This is a genomic window from Oryzibacillus soli, from assembly GCF_051594765.1.
Lineage (GTDB): Bacteria > Bacillota > Bacilli > Paenibacillales > NBRC-103111 > Paenibacillus_AR.
Genome location: NZ_JBPPGJ010000001.1, coordinates 122,722 through 141,146 on the forward strand (window position 1 = coordinate 122,722; position 18,425 = coordinate 141,146).

Sequence of the window (18,425 nt, forward strand, 5' to 3'; positions counted from 1 at the left end):
CCATCTCCTATTATAAAAGCGCTTACAATTCCTCCACTATATGGCATTGTGACCTAGTTGATATTTTCATGACTATATGGATCACGGGGCCGCCCATGCCGGTCAACCGATCATGGACGGCCCCGTGATGTCCGGAGTCGATTCGCTTTTATTTCTGGTACCGTTTGCGGTATTCCTGGGGCGTCACCCCTACCGTTTTCTTGAATACCCGGCCCAGATAGGAGAGGTTCTCGTAGCCCAGCATGTCGCAGATGTCCGTAATTTTGCAGTTCGTTTCGGTCAGCAGCAGCTTGGCCCGGTTCATCTTCTCCTGGATGATATAGTCGACGAGAGACTGGCCCGTCTCCTTCTTGAACAGCCGGGAGAGATACGCCGAGTTGAGATACACGTGGGCGGCGATGCTCTCGCGGGTGACCTCCTTCAGGGAGCCGTCAATGTAACGCTTCACCTTCTCGATCAGGGCCGAGCTTTCTCCTTCGTAACCGAGCATACGGTCTGCAGCGGTCCGGAGAATCCGGAGCGTCCAAGCCTTCAGGTGCGAGATGGACCGGGTGGCCCCCGGGTCCTCTATCCCTTTCGGGGTACCGGCCACATCCTTCATGGTCATTCCCTTCTTGCGGGCGGCTTGGTACAGGACGTGAATCATCGAATGGTAGACGGCACTCAAGTCCTCGGGGTCCGCCTGCTCCTGCTGCAGGCCCTCGAAGAGCAGCTCCGCCCGCTTCAGAAGCTCCTCCTTCTTCCCGGCCTCCAGCAGGACGGCCCAGTCGGACCAATCGGCCTGAAGCGGCTTCTTCCGTGAAGGCCGCGGCATCTCCCGGGGCAGTCCATCCAGAAGCTGCACGGAGCCAGTGTGCCGGATATTGTAATGCTCCAGCTCCGTCAGACGTTGGCACATCTCCACCAGTCCGCGGATCGCAGCAGGGGCACCGGCGTAGCAGGAGACACTGCAGTAGAAAAACCGGCTGCACGCATCCGTATAGCTCCGGCAGGCGGCTTCGAGCGCTCCTCTGTCCGGGAAGCCCCCCGCATCCGGATCCGCATACATCAAGGCGAACAGGATCCCGTTCCTGTCCTTCACCACATCCCCCCGCGGAGTGAGGAGGAGCAGCTCTTGAGCCGCATTCCGAAGGGCATATTCCATGATCTCTTCATCCCGCTCCGTCAATTCCTTGTGCCAGTATTCCACACTGATCAGGATCGGGAGCACACGCGTCTCCGGTGTGATGGACAGGTTGGATGCGGACAGCGACTCCTCCAGCTGCGCTTCCGTCGGAGCCAGGCGTCCGGCCAGGATGTCCTGCCAGAACCGTTCGATGAGAATGGGCTTCTGGGCTTCCCACAGCTTCACATACTTGTTGTACATCACATTGAAGGACCGGGCATCCTGGCCCTTCTTGATCTTCTCCAGCGCCCGGACCGCCACCTGCCTGAGCTGCTCCGGCCGGACCGGCTTCAGCAGGTAATCGAAGCTTCCCAGCTGTACTGCCTGCTGAGCGTAGGAGAAATCCGCATGGCCGGTCAAAAATACCGTCTCCATCCAGGGAAACTGCTCCGCCGCCCATTCCGCCAGCTCCAGCCCCGTCATCCCCGGCATCTCGATATCGCAGATCATCAGATCCACCGTGTCCGCCTTGATGATCTCCATCGCCTCATCCGCATCCCGGGCCATGAGCACATCCTCGAACCCCAGCTCCTTCCAGTCAACCCCCTTCAGCAGCGCCCGGACCGCATACAGCTCATCATCCACCACCAGAAGCCTATACATCCCATCGTCTCCTATTCGTCAATGTCCGACGGCAATTCCATGGAAATGACCGCTCCGGAATCCGGCCCGTTACCGAAGCGGACAGTCGCTTTCTCTCCATACTTCATCCGGAGCCGGTGAAGCACATTCCAGATTCCGAGATGCTTGGGTCCCGTTCCCGACCCGGCCTCTCCCCTGTTGAACGAGTCCACCAGCTCCGCTGGAAGACCCTTGCCGTTATCGGCGATCGTCACGCAGATCCGATCTGCCGCCCCCTCCGCAAATTCCGCCCTAAGATGCACATGGAAGCCCCCGCTTCCCTTGGTCATCCCGTGGATGATGGCATTCTCGACGAAGGGCTGGACCGTCAGCGGCAGGATTGGCACCCTTCTGCATGCCTCCAGCACCTCGATCCGGTAGGTCAGCTTATCCGGGAAACGAAGGCACTGGATCTCCATATAGCTGCGGATATGCTCCAGCTCCTCCTCCAGGGAGATGGAATCCCGGTGGGACCGGGTGATGAATCGGAAATAATCGGCCATATGCTCCGCCATCTTCTCCACCAGGCGGTTCTCGCCCAAGAGGGACAAGCTGTAGATGATGTTCAAGGAATTCAGGTAAAAGTGCGGGTTGATCTGGGCCTGCAGATGCTTGAACTCCGATTGCTGGGCCCGGAGCTTCTCCTCATAGAACTTGATCTTCAGACTCCGGACCTCGGTCACCATCGTATTGAACGTATCGATGAGAAATTGGAACTCCGTAGAGGGATCGTCCTTCAGCCGGACGTCGAAGTCCCCCTGCATGATCTTGCGCATGCCCCGGATCAGGGCATTCAGGGGAGCAAGGAGAATCCGCTTCAGAGAGAGGTGGTAAAAAATCAACAGCACCCCCGCCCCCACCGGAATGAAGAGAATGACCCGCTGGAAGAAGGGAAGCTGCTTCAGCTTCTCCTGCTCGGGGATCAGCTGCATGAACCGCAGCGGAGCCCAACGAAAGGAAGCATCCGCCAGCATGTAGCTCTTGCCGTCTGCAGGATCCTTGAAGGTCCGGTGCAGCCGTTCCGGCCCCGGCTTTACGGACTTCAGCGATTCCAGACTGTCAGCCGGCAGGTCCGACCACTCCAGCGGAAGGCCCTCCTCTGTGAGCAGAAGCACCCTGGCGTTCCCGCTGCCGCCAAGCTGGTCCAGAGGCTTCATGAACCGTTCGCAGTCCACGATGGCTCCTGCGTATACATCTTGGGTGGCTTTGACGAGCCGGATCAGGAAGCTCTTGTTCTCGAACCGGTACACCTCCCATCGCTGCTCCCCTTGCACTGCCCTGTCGTAAAAGTAGCTTCGGAACAGCCTTCCGTTCCGCTGGGCGGTTTCGTAAGACTGCTCCGTGGCGATAAAATCGTCGTTCCGGAAGGAATAGGCGAAGAAGGCATCCACCGCATGGTAGTCGTTCAAGTCGTTCATGAAGGTCCGAAGAATCCACTGCTTGCTTAAGAAATAGGCGCTGCTCTCCGATGTATATAAGGAAAGGTCGATCAGAAAAGGGTAGGAAGCGTCGCTCGTCACCTGCCGAAGCAAATAATCGTTGGCCTCCTCCAAGTCCCGGTCGATCCCGGAAACATAGAAGGACAGCGTATCTGCCGTGGAACGGGAGACCTCCTCCCGGACCACCTTCATGGCGTAATAATTGTTATAGTATAAGAACAGGGCCAGAGGGATCAGGATCAAGATAAATCCGCGCACCAGCTTGAAGCGAAGCGTATGAATCATGGCCGGATTCCTCCGTCGGCGGCACCCGCCATTGGATTTGGTTCAGCATCAGGAGCTGATGCAGTTTCATTTTACTGGAAAACAAGCCAAAAAAATAGAGCGTTCTCAGCGCAAAAAAACCTCTTCCCGGACCGCCGGCGGATTGCTCCGCCGGAAGCCGAGAAGAGGTCATGCAGGTGCCTGCTCGAGGCCCCTCGTGTTTATATCCTTAGATCTTGCTGACCAGCTCGCGGTTCTGAAGCAGCGCCACCAGGTAGGCCAAGGTCAAGCCTTGTCCCCAGCCCTGCACCCGCTTCTTGGAGATCACCTTGTAGTCATCCGCGGAATGCATGACCGCCGTGCCCGCCGACACGTTCCGTACCGAGCCGTCCTCGTCGATGTTGGCCAGGATGCCCTCATACGCTTGCGCCATATAGTTCTGATGCAGCGGGTGCCCGTTGATGACGATGGCGGCGGCGATGCCTGCCGAAGCCGAGGTTTCCTCGTAGGAGGTCTCGTCGTTCAGCACCGTGCGCCACAGCCCGTCCGGCGTCTGGAGCCGCACCAGTGCGCTCAGCTGGTCTCCCAGCGCCCCGCCGATCTGCATCCACATCGGCATGAACGGGTTCAGCATCTTGTACGCCTGCGCCATCGTATAGGCGGCCCATGCATTCGCACGGCCCCAGTAGATGCCGGACAGATGGTCCTGGCGCACGTTGTCCCAAGCGTGATAGAACAGATTCGTCTTCGGATCCTGCAGGTACTCCTCATGCCAATAGAATTGGTTCAGCGCATCGTCGATGTATTCCTTATTGTCCAGCTTGAAGCCCAGGCGCAGCAGGAAGTATGCGGCCATAAACAGGGTATCCGCCCAAGCCTGCTCGGGGAAATCGTTCTTGGAGGACACCGTATGCTGGAACACGCCTTGTCCGAAGCGGATGGCGTCCTTCCGCAGGTATTCGGCCTTCATCAAGGCCAGGTCCAGATATTTGGAATCGCCGGTGGCTTCGTGCAGGGTCAGCATGGTGTGGCCCATGGCGCAGGAATTGACCATCAGGGTCGGGATTCCCAGCTCCAGATATTCATCCACCCACTTGACCAGGAAGTCGATGTATTCCTGATTCCGGGTCACTTCCCACGCCTTGCTGATCCCGTAAAAAGCCACTCCGCAGGACCAATTCCATGTGAAATCCATGTTCATGGTTCTCCGGACCACCCGGTCGATCAGTTCCCTAACTTCCGCTTCATTGCATTCGAACTTGCGCATGTCTTCATCTCCTGTTCATGGGCAGCATCCCTTTTTCTACGCTTATCTTAGCAAAATAAGATGTACATTTTTTGTACAAATTGCACTATTCTTCTTATATCTTGCCCTATCCAAGGAACAGGTTATAATAAATACAGATACTCGGAAGGAAGGAGCCGCCGTTATGGGAGATGACATCCATCTGGATCATGGAGAAGGAACCTTCATGGTCAATCACTGGAAAGTGCAGAGCCATCATATGCCGACCAGCCATTTTCACAGTACTTACGAGGTGTACTGCCTGATGTCCGGCCAGCGCACGTTCTTCATTAAGGACCGGACCGTCGTCATCCAGGAGGGGGATGTGGTCATCATTGCGCCGAACGTCCTGCATCGGACCACCAACGCCGAGATTCCCGAACATGAACGATTGATCGTGAACATCGACAAGAATTACATGACCATGATGGACGCCCACCGAGATATTCTGCGGCCGCTCTACGAGAAGGAGGTTCTCATCGTTCGCGCCTCCCCGCAGGACAAGCTGGCCATCTCCTCGCTTACCGGGAGCATCCTGAAGGAGATCCAGGACCGGAAGGCGGGCTACGAGCTGTTCACCCATACCCTGGTGATGCAATTGCTCGTGATCTGCTGCAGGTATGAGCTCCAGCACAGCCTGGAGCCGCTGGAGTCCCTGAGTCCCATGCATGAGCGCATCTCGGAGGTTGTCCGCTACATCAACACCCATTATATGGAGGAGCTGCCGCTGCCGCTTCTGGCGGAGAAATTCTACGTCAGCCCCTCCTACCTGAGCCGGTTCTTCAAGGAAGCGACCGGATTCACCTTCGTGGAATACGTCAACAGCGTCCGGGTGACGGAAGCGAAGAAGCTGCTCGAGAGCACCAAGCTGCAGGCGGCCCTCATCGGCAAGAAGGTGGGCTTCGGCAGCGTGACACATTTCGGCCGGATCTTCAAGTCCGTCACCGGACATGCACCGCTCTATTACCGGAAGGCCAGGTTCTAGCGCCCCGCCCCGGCCACATCCAAATCTCCAGAACCTCCCATTCAGAGAGCCCCTCCCGACAGCGTTGAAACCGCGACAAAAAGGGCCCTCCCCGCGCCGGGAGAACCTTCTGGATCCTATCGTACTTCTTCCACGATGAAGGTATAACATCCTGATCCGATCTCGATCAGGACGGCGGCGCCGTCCCCGTGGAGCTTGCCCGCCCACTCCTGAGCCTCGGCGATGCTTCGGCCATCGGCCCTTACGGTCCGGTTCGCGGCATCCGGCAGGCGAACCCGGGCCGTCGTATTGGCCGGGACCTCAAATGTGTAGGTGACCGTGCCGTTTTCCCCCTTCGACCACCCGCTTGAGATTCTGCCGTACATGGATTCGTAGGAGGCCCGGGCATAAGCAAGACCGGATTCCGGATTCGGCTGGAGGAGGATCCGCTTATACCCCGGCGCCTGCTCCTCCAGCTCGATGCCGGCCACGACCCGGTACAGCCAATCCCCGATGGCCCCGTAAGCATAATGGTTGTAGGAGTTCATATCGTCGCTCCAGAACGAGCCGTCCGGCTTGATCCCGTCCCAATGCTCCCAGATGGTGGTTGCTCCCATCCGGACGGAATAGAGCCAGGAGGGATACTCCTCCTGATGCACCAGCTTCACGGCCAGGTCATGGTACCCGTGGGCCGACAGCACATGGCACAGGTACGGCGTGCCGACGAAGCCCGTGGTCAGGTGCATCTTCTGCTCTTCGATATAGGCGGCCAAGGCGGCCGCCAGCTTCCGGCGGACCTCGCCGTCGGCAAGCTCGAACATCAGGGCAAGGACGTGCGCTGTTTGGGTATGGCCCGCCAGCCGGCCGTTCGGGGTAATGAACTCCGAAGCGAATGCCCGGACGATACGGCCATGGAGCTCCCCGTACCGCTGCGCATCCTCCGAATGGCCGAGTACGGCTGCCGCTTTCGCTACCAGGGAGGTCGAATAAGCGTAGAAGGCCGTGGCGATCAGATCCTTCGGGGTGGCTCCGACATAGCTGTTCTCCTTGGCATCAAGTCCCAGCCAATCGCCGAAGTGGAAGCCCGTATTCCAGAGGAGCTCCTCCTCCCCCTGGGCGCGGATGTATTCGACCCATGCCCTCATGCTGGGGTACTGCTCCTCCAGGATGCGCGTATCCCCGTAGATCAGATAGACGGTCCAGGGACAGATGACCGCGGCATCCCCCCAAGCCGCCGAGGAATGGGACCTGGCGTCCAGCACATCCGGGATCACGAAGGGGACGCCCCCGTCCGGCTTCTGATCGGCAGCCAGATCCTTCAGCCATTTGCCAAAAAACGGGGCCACCCCATAGTTGAAGGCCGCCGTACGGACAAAAACCTGGGCGTCGCCAGTCCAGCCCAGCCTCTCGTCCCGCTGCGGGCAATCCGTAGGGACGTCGAGGAAATTGCCCCTCTGGCCCCATACGATATTGCTCTGCAGTTGGTTGATCAGAGGATGAGAGCACTCGAAGGATCCGGTGGGAATCATGTCGGTGTGAATGACTTCTCCGGTGAAGCTGGCAGGATCGAGAGGTTCCGGCCAGCCCTCCACCCGGACATACCGGAAGCCCTGGAACGAAAAGGTGGGCCGATAGTACTCTCCGCTGCCCCGGCAAGTATAAGTCACCGTCTGTTTGGCGTTCCGCAGATTGCCCGTATAGAAATTCCCGTCTTGGTCCAGCACCTCGGCATGATACAGCTTCACCACCGTGCCGGCAGGCGCATCGACCGTAAACCGAACCCGGCCGACCATATTTTGCCCCATATCGAGCACCGTCTCGCCCTTGGGGGTACGGATCACCGCAATGGGCTTCAGGCATTCGGTCACCTTCACCCGTTCGCTCTGTTCCCCTACAAGGTGCTCCTTGGGATGCGGCAGGACGGCGGTCCGGCTCCAGCTGGAATCGTCATAGCCGGCCGTGCTCCAGCCGGGAAGCTCCAGCCGCGCGTCATACGTCTCGCCGTCATAGAGCTCCGACATCCGGATGGGGCCGGTTGAAGCGCGCCAAGTGTCGTCACTGCAGAGAGTATCCTCCGTCCCGTCCTGGTACTTGACATGCAGCTGAAGAAGCAAGGCCCGCTGCTCTCCGTACACCCGGCTGCGGTTCTCCCAAGTCAACCGTCCCTTGTACCAGCCGTCGCCCAGCACCGCCCCGAGAGCATGGACACCGCCGCACTGAAGGCCGTCCGTCACATCATAAGCTTGAACCTGCAGCCGGTGCTTATAGCTGGTCCAGCCCGGAGTGAACAGGCTGTCTCCCACCATGCTGCCGTCCAGCTCCAGCTGGTACAGCCCGAGGGCGGTGGCGTACAGGGTAGCCCGGTGTACGGGCTTCTGTTGGAGCACGAAGGCTCTCCGCAGATAGAAGGCGGCTTCCGCCAGGGGGTCGATGGCATCCGGAGCCGGCGTCATCCACTCCGCCTTCCACTCGCTGGGATCCAGCAGGCCCATCTGCCAATACCCGGCTTCACTCCATGGCGCAGCTTCCCCCGAACGGTCCCAGGCTTGGATCCGGTAATAGTAACGGGTATCGGACTCAAGCGGCTTTCCGGCGTACTCCACATGGATGCTGCGGTCGGAATCGACCTTCCCGCTGTCCCATACGAGATGCTCCGGCAGGAAGCTCCGGTCCTCGCGGGATACCTGAATCCGGTAAGCGGCCTGCAGGACATTGCGGCGGTCCGACGTAAGCTTCCAGCTGAGCCTGGGCTTTTTTGCAGCAAGATTCAAGGGGTTGTTGAAATACTCGCAGCGCGGCTCCGTGATGAGAAGTGTCATGGGGTTCCCTCCCGGTAAAATGATTTCTACCCTCATTGTACAGGGGGCCATTCTCCATAGCGGGTGCTGAATCGGACGTATTTGTAGGCCGATCTAGACAACTTCGGCAGCACCGTTATACGATAACGGCATAACGGAAAACCAGGAGGTGCGCCGATGACGGTGAGACGGACTGTGGACCATATGACGGGCTCCAGCTTCTTTCATTCCGAAACGCCGATCTATGTGAACCGGGCCACGGAATCGTTCGAGCTGGTGGAGCACACCCATGATTTTATCGAAATCACGTATGTCAGCGAAGGCTCCGGCGTCCATTATATCCAGAACGAGAGAATCCCCGTTGCACAGGGTGACGTTTTCTTCATCCCGGTGGGGGTCTCCCATGTGTTCCGCCCGACGGCTCCCCGCCCGGACCGGAAGCTGGTGGTGTACAACTGCATCTTCCCCGCAGCCTACATCGAGGAGCTGATGCGGCTGTTTCCGGCTACTGCGTCCCTCTTCGCCCCCTTCAAGGATCCCTCTACCCCCTGGCTGCAGATCAAGGACAGCGGCGGCTTCCATGGCTGGTTCCGGGAGCTGTACCGGGAATATGAAGCCCAAATGCCGGGGTATCCGGCCGTGCTGGCCGCTTGGGTTGTCCTCATTCTCACAGCGCTGCACCGTCACTGTGTGGAGAAGCTGCCTGATGTCCGGAAGGGCTCCGCAGGGACATGGCCTTTCATCGAGAATGCCATCGGCTACATCCAAGCGAATTACGCGGAGCCCGTCACGCTCCAGGAGCTGGCCCGCCAGGCGGGGCTGAGCGTTCGCCAATTCAGCAGGCTGTTCCGGCAGCAGACCGGATTAAGCTTCTCCGGCTATCTCCAGATGTGCCGGGTAGAAGCCGCTTGCCGGCTGCTGCAGACCACCCGCATGAGCATCCGGGATACGGCCCACTCCGTAGGATATACGGATCTGAAGTTCTTCCACCGGCTGTTCAAGCGGATCACAGGGGTCACTCCCTTGTCGTATCGCAAGACGCCTTAAGGGGAATGTATGCACAAAAAAGCCCATGTCCGGAATGATTCCGGACATGGACTAAAGAGATGCTAAAGAGATGCGGCAGCATAACAGGTTAATCCAGAGCTTCAACGGCCGCTCTTTCAATGGCCAGCCCTTTCTTGTAGCGGTCCATGAAGGCTTCGAAGCCGGCCGTATCCTTAGGCTCCGGCTCGATCCGGGATCCCGCTTTTCCTGCGAATACGTGAGCGTTCAGGTATTCCTCCAGCGTTTCGTTGTCTGCCTTGCGGATGGAGTGCGCCGCCAGAAGGGCGCAGCCCCAAGCGCCTCCTTCTCCGGCCGTTTCCATGACGGATACGGGAACGTCCAGCGCCGCGGCCATCAGGCTCTGGCCCACTCCCTTGGTCTTGAAGAAGCCGCCATGGCCCAGGATTTCATCCAATTGTACGGATTCCTGCTTGAGCAGAATATCCATGCCGATCTTCAGGGCACCCAAGGCGGTGGACAGATGGGTCCGCATGAAATTGGCCAAATTGAATGTGCTGTCGGAGGAACGGACGAACAGCGGCCGGCCTTCCTCGAAGTGGGTAATGTGCTCGCCGGACAGATACCCGAACGACAGCAAGCCTCCGCAGTCCGGATCTCCCTGAAGGGCGATGTTAAACAGCGTTCCATAGAGCTCGTTCTTGTCGATCTTGAGACCGAAGGCGCTGCCGAATTCCTCGAACAGGCTCACCCACGCATTCAAGTCCGAGGAGCAGTTGTTGGAGTGGGCCATGGCTACCAGGCTGCCGGTAGGAGTGGTCACCAAGTCGATCTCCGGGTACACCTTGGACAATTCCTTCTCCAGCACCACCATGGCGAAAACGGAGGTGCCTGCAGAGACGTTGCCGGTCCGCTGTGCGACGCTGTTGGTGGCTACCATGCCGGTACCGGCATCGCCCTCCGGAGGACACAGAAGAATACCGGCCTGCAGCTCTCCGGCGGGATCCAGGAGCAGCGCTCCTGCTTCCGACAGGACACCGGCGCTCTCGCCGGCTACCAGCACCTGCGGAAGGATCTCCTCCAGCTTCCAGGGAAGGCTCCTGGATGCGGTCAGATCATTGAACTGCTTGATCATGTCTCCGTTGAAATCCTTGGTATTCAGATCGATGGGGAATACGCCGGATGCTTCTCCCACCCCCAGCACCTTCCGCCCGGTCAGCTTCCAGTGGATATAGCCTGCAAGCGTCGTGAGGAAGCGGATGTTCCGTACATGCTCCTCCTCGTTCAGGATGGCCTGATACAGATGCGCGATGCTCCAGCGCTGCGGAATCTGGTACTGGAACAGCTCAGTCAGCGCCTCCGAAGCCGGCCCGGTGATATTATTGCGCCAGGTCCGGAAGGGAACCAGGAGACCGTCTTGCGCATCGAACACCATATAGCCGTGCATCATGCCGCTGAAACCGATGGCTCCTACGGATTGGAGCGTGACGCCATACTGCTTCTTGACGTCCTCCGCCATCCTGCGGTAGCTGTCTTGTATCCCCTTCCAAATATCCTCCAGACTGTAGGTCCAGATCTGGTTCACGTATTGGTTCTCCCAATCATGGCTGCCTGAAGCGATCGGGGCGTGGTCTTCGCCAATGAGAACTGCTTTAATCCGGGTTGAGCCCAGCTCAATCCCCAATACGGTCTTGCCGTTCTGAATGGCGCTTCTTACGTCCATGCTCATGAATACTCCTCCATCATCCTTCAAGATAGGTATGTTTAAGGCACTGGCATCAAGTCCGGCGTGACGGCCTCAACCGGAAGATCGTAATGGACTGCTTCGGGAACTCATAGCTGAAGATGGTGCCGTCTGCATGGAAGCTCCTCGTTCTCGGCACAACATGCTCGGGCGCTTCGAAGCTGTTCTCATCGGACGGCAGGTACCCCGCCATCTCGTATACCTCTCCCGACAAGCCCAGAGCATCCAGTCCCTCAAGAACCATCCGGGCGGGTACGCTGCGCTCCTGCACGTTGACGGCCTTCACGATCACATCGCCCGATGGATGCTCCACGGTGGACGAACAATAAAGCGGTTCGATCACCGGAAGCTTGTCTTCGGTCTCATGAATCAGGTCACCATCGATATACGTCCGGATTTTCCTTCCCGTAACCTCCATGACCAAATGATACTCCCTATCCGACTCAACCGTAAACAGGCTTTGTGTCAAACAGGACGTTCGGCCTGATTTTTTTGAACAGATCGTGGAATCCTGATTCTGCCACCCGCCGATTTCCCACCATAAATGGTCCTGTTCGCCGGTCTTGCCGAAGTGGAGCTGGAACCCCCGGTCCCCGCCGGTACGGACCGCTACGCAGCTCAGGGTGTAGCTGTTCCAGGTCGTCTCCCCCAAGTCCAAGAAGCTCCCTTCGGAGCCGGGAGACGCAGCGGCAGCCGTGCCGTCCCCGTAACGCCGTACCTCCCCGGTCTCCAGATTCATCAGCCGAATCTCCGATAACCGGGCGGAGCAGCGGTCCACCGTGAGCAGCATGCGTCCGTTGATCGGATGGTCCGGTGTTCGTTCCGGTTCCATGAAGTCCGCGGCCTCCACATGCAGCAATTGATCCCCGTGATGGTTCATAAAGAGCTTCTGCACGTAATAATTGGGCGTTCCGAACACCTGATGATTGTTGAACCAGATCATATCCGGCTTCCAATTGACGTAATCGGCATTGCAGAGCATCGGAGCATAGCAGGCTAGACCCACCGCATGGGCGTTCCTCTCCAGACCGGTCATAAACGCCGCTTCCACCAGCGCATTATAGTAGGTATTGCCCCAGGATGCGTATTCTCCCAGGAACACCTTCGGTCCGTCGGCGCTGAAGGAATCATACCGGTGATAATGGGCCAAAAACCACTCCGGCGATTGGTAATAGTGCTCGTCCACGAGATCCGAGCCGTGTTCCCTGGCCGAGTTCCAGCCCCTGTCATATTCCCCGCCGGCGGCAAAAGGACCGCTGGAGTTGATGATCTTCATCTGCGGATGCTTTTCCTTGATGGCCCGGTGGAAGTAAGCGTACCGTTCGAAGAAGGGCTCTCCCACCTCTTCGTTGCCGATGCCGATATATTCAAGCCCAAAGGGCTCCGGATGCCCCAATTCCGCCCGGATGCTGCCCCATGGGGTCGTTGCGTCCCCATTGGCGAACTCGATCAGGTCGAGCGCATCGTCGATCCAAGGACCCAGCTCCTCGATAGGAACCATTCGCTTATGATGTGGGTCGTACCCGCCGGGTAGCACCGGAATGGGCTTGGCCCCGATATCCTCGCAGAATTGGAAGTATTCGTAATACCCCAGCCCCAGGGTCTGGTTATAGCCCCAGTTGTTTCGTCTGGCGGGCCGGTGTGCCGGATCCCCCAGCGTATTTTTCCAGCGGTACATGGAATTCCGGTCTTCCGGGTTCAAGGACCCGTCATGCACCAGGCAGCCTCCGGGAAAGCGCATGAATCTCGGCTTCATATCCGCCAGCAGCGCCGCAATATCCGTACGAAGCCCGTTGAGCCGCTTCCGAAAGGTATTCTCCGGGAACAAGGACACCATGTCCAGGCAGAGGGTTCCGCTGCCCTTGGTGGTGATGACCAGCCTGCTGGAGTGATCGGTCGCCTGAGCGGTCAACCGGGCCTCGTACTTCTCCCAACCTCCTGCATGCACCGTCACCTCTGTCCGGGCATGGACGGCTCCGTCCGTGCTCTCGATGGAGATGACCACCGGCTCCTCCGTGCTCATCTTCCGCTTCGCATACATGGAGAACCGGTAGCTCTCGCCCTGCCGGACGGAGATGCCGCTGTTGAAGCCGTGATTCAACAGGCCGACTCCCGTTCCCTCGTCCAGGATCTCCAAGACGGCATAATGCTTGTTCTGCGGATGAATCGGATCGGCAGCCTCTACGCGAAGCTCCGCCCGGCCGCCGCCCCGCTCCACCTTGTCCCATGCGGTCAGCGCATGATAGTCGTGCCGGTCGATCGGATCGAACTCGAAGGAGCGGTTCCGAACCAGCTCGGCATACAGGCCCCCGTCAGCGGCGTGATTCAAATCCTCAAAGAAAATCCCGAATAAGTCCCCCGTCAACGCGCCTCTTTGCTGGGTATGGATCCGTATTGTGCCCGGATTGTCAACCATAGCGGATAGTCACCTCATCTTCTTTTTGCCCGTCATATGGAATCAAGTATAGGTGCCGGCGCCATGTTCTTCAATGCATTATCACGGTGTATAACTGATCTATCATGCTCAAGATGACCGGGGAACGATAAGGCCTGTTGCTTCTAATCTTCTGAGATTATACAATAGGGTCAACTTACTTATTCTCTTCCGGTGATAACGATGATCCAGCTGATTTCCTGCGGGCACCACTATATCCATGACGATGGCATCGACATGAACCGGCCTAATGGGTCCGGCAATTTTGCATTCGTCTTTTTTAAGAGCCGGTCCGAGCTGGAGCTTCACGGCAAGTCCGGCGCCGTCGAGAAGAATACCTATGTGCTGATCAGCCCCGATACCCCGCACCGCTACCGGCATTTGGACAAGCCGTTCATCAACGACTGGTTCCACTGCGAAGGACGCGGACTGGAGGAATTCCTGGCCGAGATCGGATTCCCGCTGAACACCCCTGTCCATGCGGAGGACCCCTTCATGATCTCCAGGGCGATTCTGGATCTGAACCATCTCAGCCGGCAGACCAGTCCGCTGAAGAGCCGGGTCGCAGACTGCGATCTTCAATCCCTCTTCATGAGGCTCGCTATGCTTCGGAACCAGACTGCCGTCCATGAGACGTCCAGCCGGTATTTTCTCTCCTTCTCCAGGCTGCGCAACGACCTGTACAGCTCGCCGAACGCGGCCTATACGGTTGAGAAGCTCGCCTCCAGCGTGAATATGAGCAAATCCTACTTCCAGCATATCTACAAGGAATTGTTCGGCTGCTCCGTGATCACGGATCTGATTCATGCGCGATTGGAATACGCCAAATATTTGCTTAACAGCACGGCGCTGCCCGTCACCGTGATCTCCAGAATGTGCGGCTACGAAAACGACACCCACTTCATGCGGCAGTTTAAGAAATTCCTGGGCGTCACCCCCAGCCAATACAAGGCCGGAGCAGCCGCTAAGAGCGGTTTATCATAATGCGCTCCAACGCGTTGCGCCGCTACACGGCCTCTGCACCTCACGTGCAAAAGCACTTGTTCCCTTAGGAGAACAAGTGCTTTTGCGTTAGGCTGATTAGCGGAATTGGCCCGCGTCGATGGCCTTTTGCTTCTCGTTCAGAATCTCTTGGTAGCCGGCGTCGAGGAACTTCTTCTTGGCGTCCGCATACACTTTGTCGAACTGCTCCGGAGGTGCCATAACAATCTTCAGGTACTGCTCCTGGAAGAGGGCGTTCAGGTCCGCCTTATGCTCGCTGACTTTCTTGAGCACGGTGGTGAACAAGGCATCCGGCGTGCGGAATTCGGCGGTTTCGTTCCAGTACTTCAGCATCGTTTCGGCCAGCTGCTCGTATCCGGCAGGGGACCAGTTGCGCAGGTTCGCCTTGGTGGTCAGCTCCGGTGTGGAGAATTCGGCAATCTCGGTTACGAGGGCCCAATAGTCCTTGTTATTGTTCTGGGACAGCTTCGACTCTCCCTTGAAGTCCGCCACCTTCTTCGGCAGACCGTCGGCATCCAGGGTATAGTTCTGGCCTTCAACGCCGTTCTGCAGGAAGAACAGGTTCTTGGGCTGGCTCATCCACTCCAGATACAGCCAGACGGCGACGCGTTCTTGTTCGGTCGACTTATGGTTGATGCCCATGATCAGACCGAACGGCCAGTCGGCACGGCCCTGCGGCTTGCGTCCTTGCGGCACGCCGGCAAACGGCGGAACCACCGCAAACTTGGCATCCGGGTTATTCTTCAGCGTAGCGGCGAATACGTCCGTATTGCTGGCCATGTAGAAGCCGAAGGTGCCGGTCTTGCCCTTCACGAACTCGGCCTTAATCTTCGCCTCATCGTCACGCAGATAGAATTCCTTATCAATCAGACCGTTATTGTATTGATAGTTCAGGTTCTTCAGCCAGCGCTCGGTGTCGGCAGTGGTGAAGTCCGCAACGGCCAGATCGGAGTAAAGCGCCCGGTACTTCGGATCGATGGGCCAATCGCGGAAGGCGTAGCTGTAATTGAAGTTGTTCCGGGTTAAGGAACCGCCCAGGACTCCAAGTCCGGCTTGCTTCCATTTCACGAGCATTTCATTATATTTCTCAAGAGAGGTCAGGTCCTCCACCTTCATGCCGACCTTCTCGACCCAGTCTTTCCGGATGATGTTAACGAAGTTGTTGAAATTCGGACGCTTGGCGAATACGAACATGTTTTTCTTGTCTACGGTGCCGTATTGCTCGACGGTCTTGCTCATATTCTTCCAATAGGTCGGCGCGTACTTAGCAACCTCCTGCACGTTGATCGGCTGCAGGACTTCCTCGCCGTAGTAGTTCAGCGCCTGAGGCATGTCGTAGTGGAAGATGATATCCGGCGCTTTGCCAGCGGACAGGAGCTGCTCGAAGTCACGGATTTCGTTGGCGCGCGAGATCGCCACGAAGTTGACCTTGACGTTATGCTTCTCGAGCACTTCCTTCTGAATCCATCTGGTATAGTAGTTGTCCGCTACGTTCCAACCCTCATAGGCACGGTCATATACCGGAACATCGATGGTGACGGTCTGCGGAAACTTGCCCGATGCATCCAGCAATCCGGTGCTTGCACTGGCGCTTGGACTTGCCGAGCTGCCTGCCGACGGAGACGCTTCGTTCCCGGAATCGCTGTCATTACAGCCCGCCAGAAGACCAACGCTCATAGCGGAGGCCAACAGCACTGGAACCCATTTCTTTGCGTTCAACGTAATTCCCCCATTATCAATTAGTATCTATGCCATAGCCTGTTCAAGGTTACTCCTTGACGGCTCCAAGCATCGTTCCCTGGACGAAATACTTCTGAATGAACGGATACACGCAGATGATCGGCAGAGTGGCGAACACCACGACCGATGCCTTGAGCACCTCGGGGTTGCTGAGCTCCACTTGGCTGACCTCCAGCTGGAAGCTTTCCGTAGCCTGGATGACCAGATAATACAGCTTCAGCTGCAGGGGCCGCAGGTCGACGTTCTGCTTAATGTAGAACAGAGCATCCTGGTATGCATTCCAGCGGCCTACCGCATAGAAGAGGGACAGCGTGGCCAGGATCGGCTTGCAGAGCGGGAGCACAATGTTGAAGAGGATGCGGAAATGGCTGGCACCGTCGATCCTCGCCGATTCCTCCAAGCTGACGGGAATGCTGCTGGCAATCGAGCTCCTCATGATCAGCAGATTGAAGGCGCTGAAGGACAGCGGGAGTACCAGCGACCACATCGTATCCAGCAGTCCCAGGCTGTTCATCAGCATATAGTCGGGAATGATCCCGCCTTGAAAATACATGGTGAAGATAAACAGGAAGGTAAACACCGTACGTCCCTTCAGCTGCCTGCGCGACAACGGATAAGCGGCGCAGATGGTCACGAACATCCCCAGGATGGTGAACAGCACCGTGACGATGACGGATACGTACAGAGACCTTAGGATACTGGCGTCCGCGAATATTTTCTGATAAGCGCCGAGGGTGAAGCCGGCCGGCCAGAGATAGACCTTGTTAGCGATTACATAGGCGTCTTCGCTTAACGATTTGGCAGCGACATGGAGAAAGGGCAACAAGCAGGCCAGGGAGGCGACAATCAACACCAGATGGATTAGCACATCCCAGATGTCGAAGCGAATTCTCCGTTTTGCGGAATAGGTGGTTGCAGATGATTTCATGGTTCGCCTCCTTTCTAGATCAGACCGTCTTCGCCCAGCTTCTTCGCGATTCGGTCGGCGAGAAGGACGAGGACAAGCCCGATGATGGCCTGGAATAACCCCAATGCGGTGGCGCGGCTGAAGTTGCCGCTCTCAATCCCCCAGCGGTACACCAGAACCGGAATAGTCGTGGTGAATTCCGTGGTCGCTTTGTTCTGCAAGGCGATGATCCGTTCGAAGGAGCCGCCCATGACGCCGCCCAAGCTCAGGATCAATAGGGTGACGATGGTCATCCGGATGGAGGGCAGGGTGACGTTCCACATCTTGCGCCAACGGCCCGCGCCGTCCACGATGGCTGCTTCGTACAGCTCCGGATTAATGCCGCTGATGGCCGCCAGGTAGATGATGGTTCCCCATCCCATACTCTGCCATACCCCGATCACCAAGTAACTGATCAGCCAGTTGGTATCCTCCTGCAGGAACGGGATCCGCGTCCATCCCAGCTGCTCGATAATATTGTTCACCATGCCGTTGCCCTCGCTCAGGAGCTGATAGGCAATGGCGCCGATGATGACCCACGACAGAAAGTGGGGCAGATAGAGCAGGGTCTGGTTCACCCGCTTGAACAGAAGGTTCTTCACCTCGTTGATCAGAAGGGCGAGTACGATCGGCATCGTAAAGCTGAACAGGAGGTCCAGGACATTCAGCATGAGCGTATTTCGAATGGCACGTCCGAAGTCGGGCTTGGCGAATATTTCCTTGAACACATCGAAGCCGACCCAATCGCTGCCCCAGAAGCCCTTGGCGATCTTATAGTTTTTGAAAGCGATGGTGAGACCGAACATGGAGGCGTACTTGAAGAGCAATACCATCGCCAGGGGGAGCAGCAGGAGCACATAGAGCTGCCAATCCCTTCGCAAATAATAGAGCATCCCCAGCCTCTTGCCTTTCGCGGTCATTAAAGCGGTTTCATGTTTGGAATCTGTGGTTGGAATGGCTTTCACAGTTTCACCTCCTCGTATTTTGCATCCCCGGCTGATGTTGTCATTCGGGTCGT

12 protein-coding genes are annotated in these 18,425 nt (G+C 57.5%); 3 read left to right on the plus strand and 9 right to left on the minus strand.

Annotated features, from left to right (window positions below; all coding sequences use genetic code 11):
* Window positions 1–148 precede the first annotated feature (148 nt).
* From ACSEXW_RS00435 to ACSEXW_RS00445, 3 genes are all read right to left on the minus strand, one after another.
* Entirely contained in the window at window positions 149–1,768 is a 1,620-nt protein-coding gene (locus ACSEXW_RS00435) for a response regulator transcription factor (RefSeq protein WP_438444114.1), read from the minus strand.
* Window positions 1,769–1,779: 11 nt separating this feature from the next.
* Entirely contained in the window at window positions 1,780–3,510 is a 1,731-nt protein-coding gene (locus ACSEXW_RS00440; RefSeq protein ID WP_438444115.1) for a sensor histidine kinase, read from the minus strand.
* A gap of 208 nt (window positions 3,511–3,718) precedes the next feature.
* Window positions 3,719–4,756, minus strand: a complete 1,038-nt coding sequence (locus ACSEXW_RS00445) for a glycoside hydrolase family 88/105 protein (RefSeq protein WP_438444116.1) — start codon at window positions 4,754–4,756, stop codon at window positions 3,719–3,721.
* 163 nt (window positions 4,757–4,919) lie between these two features.
* On the opposite strand from ACSEXW_RS00445, the gene ACSEXW_RS00450 reads away from it, so the two are divergent.
* On the plus strand, window positions 4,920–5,759 hold the full coding sequence (locus tag ACSEXW_RS00450) for a helix-turn-helix domain-containing protein (protein ID WP_438444117.1): 840 nt from the start codon (window positions 4,920–4,922) through the stop codon (window positions 5,757–5,759).
* Window positions 5,760–5,875: 116 nt separating this feature from the next.
* Here ACSEXW_RS00450 and ACSEXW_RS00455 read toward each other — a convergent pair whose 3' ends face one another.
* Window positions 5,876–8,557, minus strand: a complete 2,682-nt coding sequence (locus ACSEXW_RS00455; protein WP_438444118.1) for a glycoside hydrolase family 78 protein — start codon at window positions 8,555–8,557, stop codon at window positions 5,876–5,878.
* Between the two features lie 156 nt (window positions 8,558–8,713).
* Between ACSEXW_RS00455 and ACSEXW_RS00460 the strand changes: the two genes are divergently transcribed.
* The gene (locus tag ACSEXW_RS00460; protein WP_438444119.1) at window positions 8,714–9,583 is read left to right on the plus strand and encodes a helix-turn-helix domain-containing protein; all 870 of its coding nucleotides are present in this window, start codon (window positions 8,714–8,716) and stop codon (window positions 9,581–9,583) included.
* A gap of 88 nt (window positions 9,584–9,671) precedes the next feature.
* Here the strand turns inward: ACSEXW_RS00460 and ACSEXW_RS00465 are convergent, their stop codons facing one another.
* The gene (locus ACSEXW_RS00465; protein WP_438444120.1) at window positions 9,672–11,270 is read right to left on the minus strand and encodes a xylulokinase; all 1,599 of its coding nucleotides are present in this window, start codon (window positions 11,268–11,270) and stop codon (window positions 9,672–9,674) included.
* Between the two features lie 49 nt (window positions 11,271–11,319).
* Window positions 11,320–13,701, minus strand: a complete 2,382-nt coding sequence (locus ACSEXW_RS00470) for an alpha-L-arabinofuranosidase family protein (RefSeq protein WP_438444121.1) — start codon at window positions 13,699–13,701, stop codon at window positions 11,320–11,322.
* A gap of 201 nt (window positions 13,702–13,902) precedes the next feature.
* Here ACSEXW_RS00470 and ACSEXW_RS00475 point away from each other — a divergent pair, with 201 nt between their 5' ends.
* Window positions 13,903–14,703: a helix-turn-helix domain-containing protein gene (locus ACSEXW_RS00475; RefSeq protein WP_438444122.1), complete on the plus strand. Its 801-nt coding sequence runs from the start codon at window positions 13,903–13,905 to the stop codon at window positions 14,701–14,703.
* A gap of 96 nt (window positions 14,704–14,799) precedes the next feature.
* On the opposite strand, the gene ACSEXW_RS00480 is transcribed toward ACSEXW_RS00475, so the two are convergent.
* Genes ACSEXW_RS00480 through ACSEXW_RS00490 form a run of 3 tightly spaced genes read right to left on the minus strand, consistent with a single transcriptional unit; the run spans window position 14,800 to window position 18,327 of the window.
* Window positions 14,800–16,440, minus strand: coding sequence for a type 2 periplasmic-binding domain-containing protein (locus ACSEXW_RS00480; protein WP_438444123.1), 1,641 nt, complete (start codon window positions 16,438–16,440; stop codon window positions 14,800–14,802).
* Window positions 16,441–16,489: 49 nt separating this feature from the next.
* Entirely contained in the window at window positions 16,490–17,389 is a 900-nt protein-coding gene (locus tag ACSEXW_RS00485) for a carbohydrate ABC transporter permease (RefSeq protein WP_438444124.1), read from the minus strand.
* A 14-nt stretch (window positions 17,390–17,403) separates the two neighbouring features.
* The gene (locus ACSEXW_RS00490; protein WP_438444404.1) at window positions 17,404–18,327 is read right to left on the minus strand and encodes an ABC transporter permease; all 924 of its coding nucleotides are present in this window, start codon (window positions 18,325–18,327) and stop codon (window positions 17,404–17,406) included.
* Window positions 18,328–18,425: the final 98 nt, after the last annotated feature.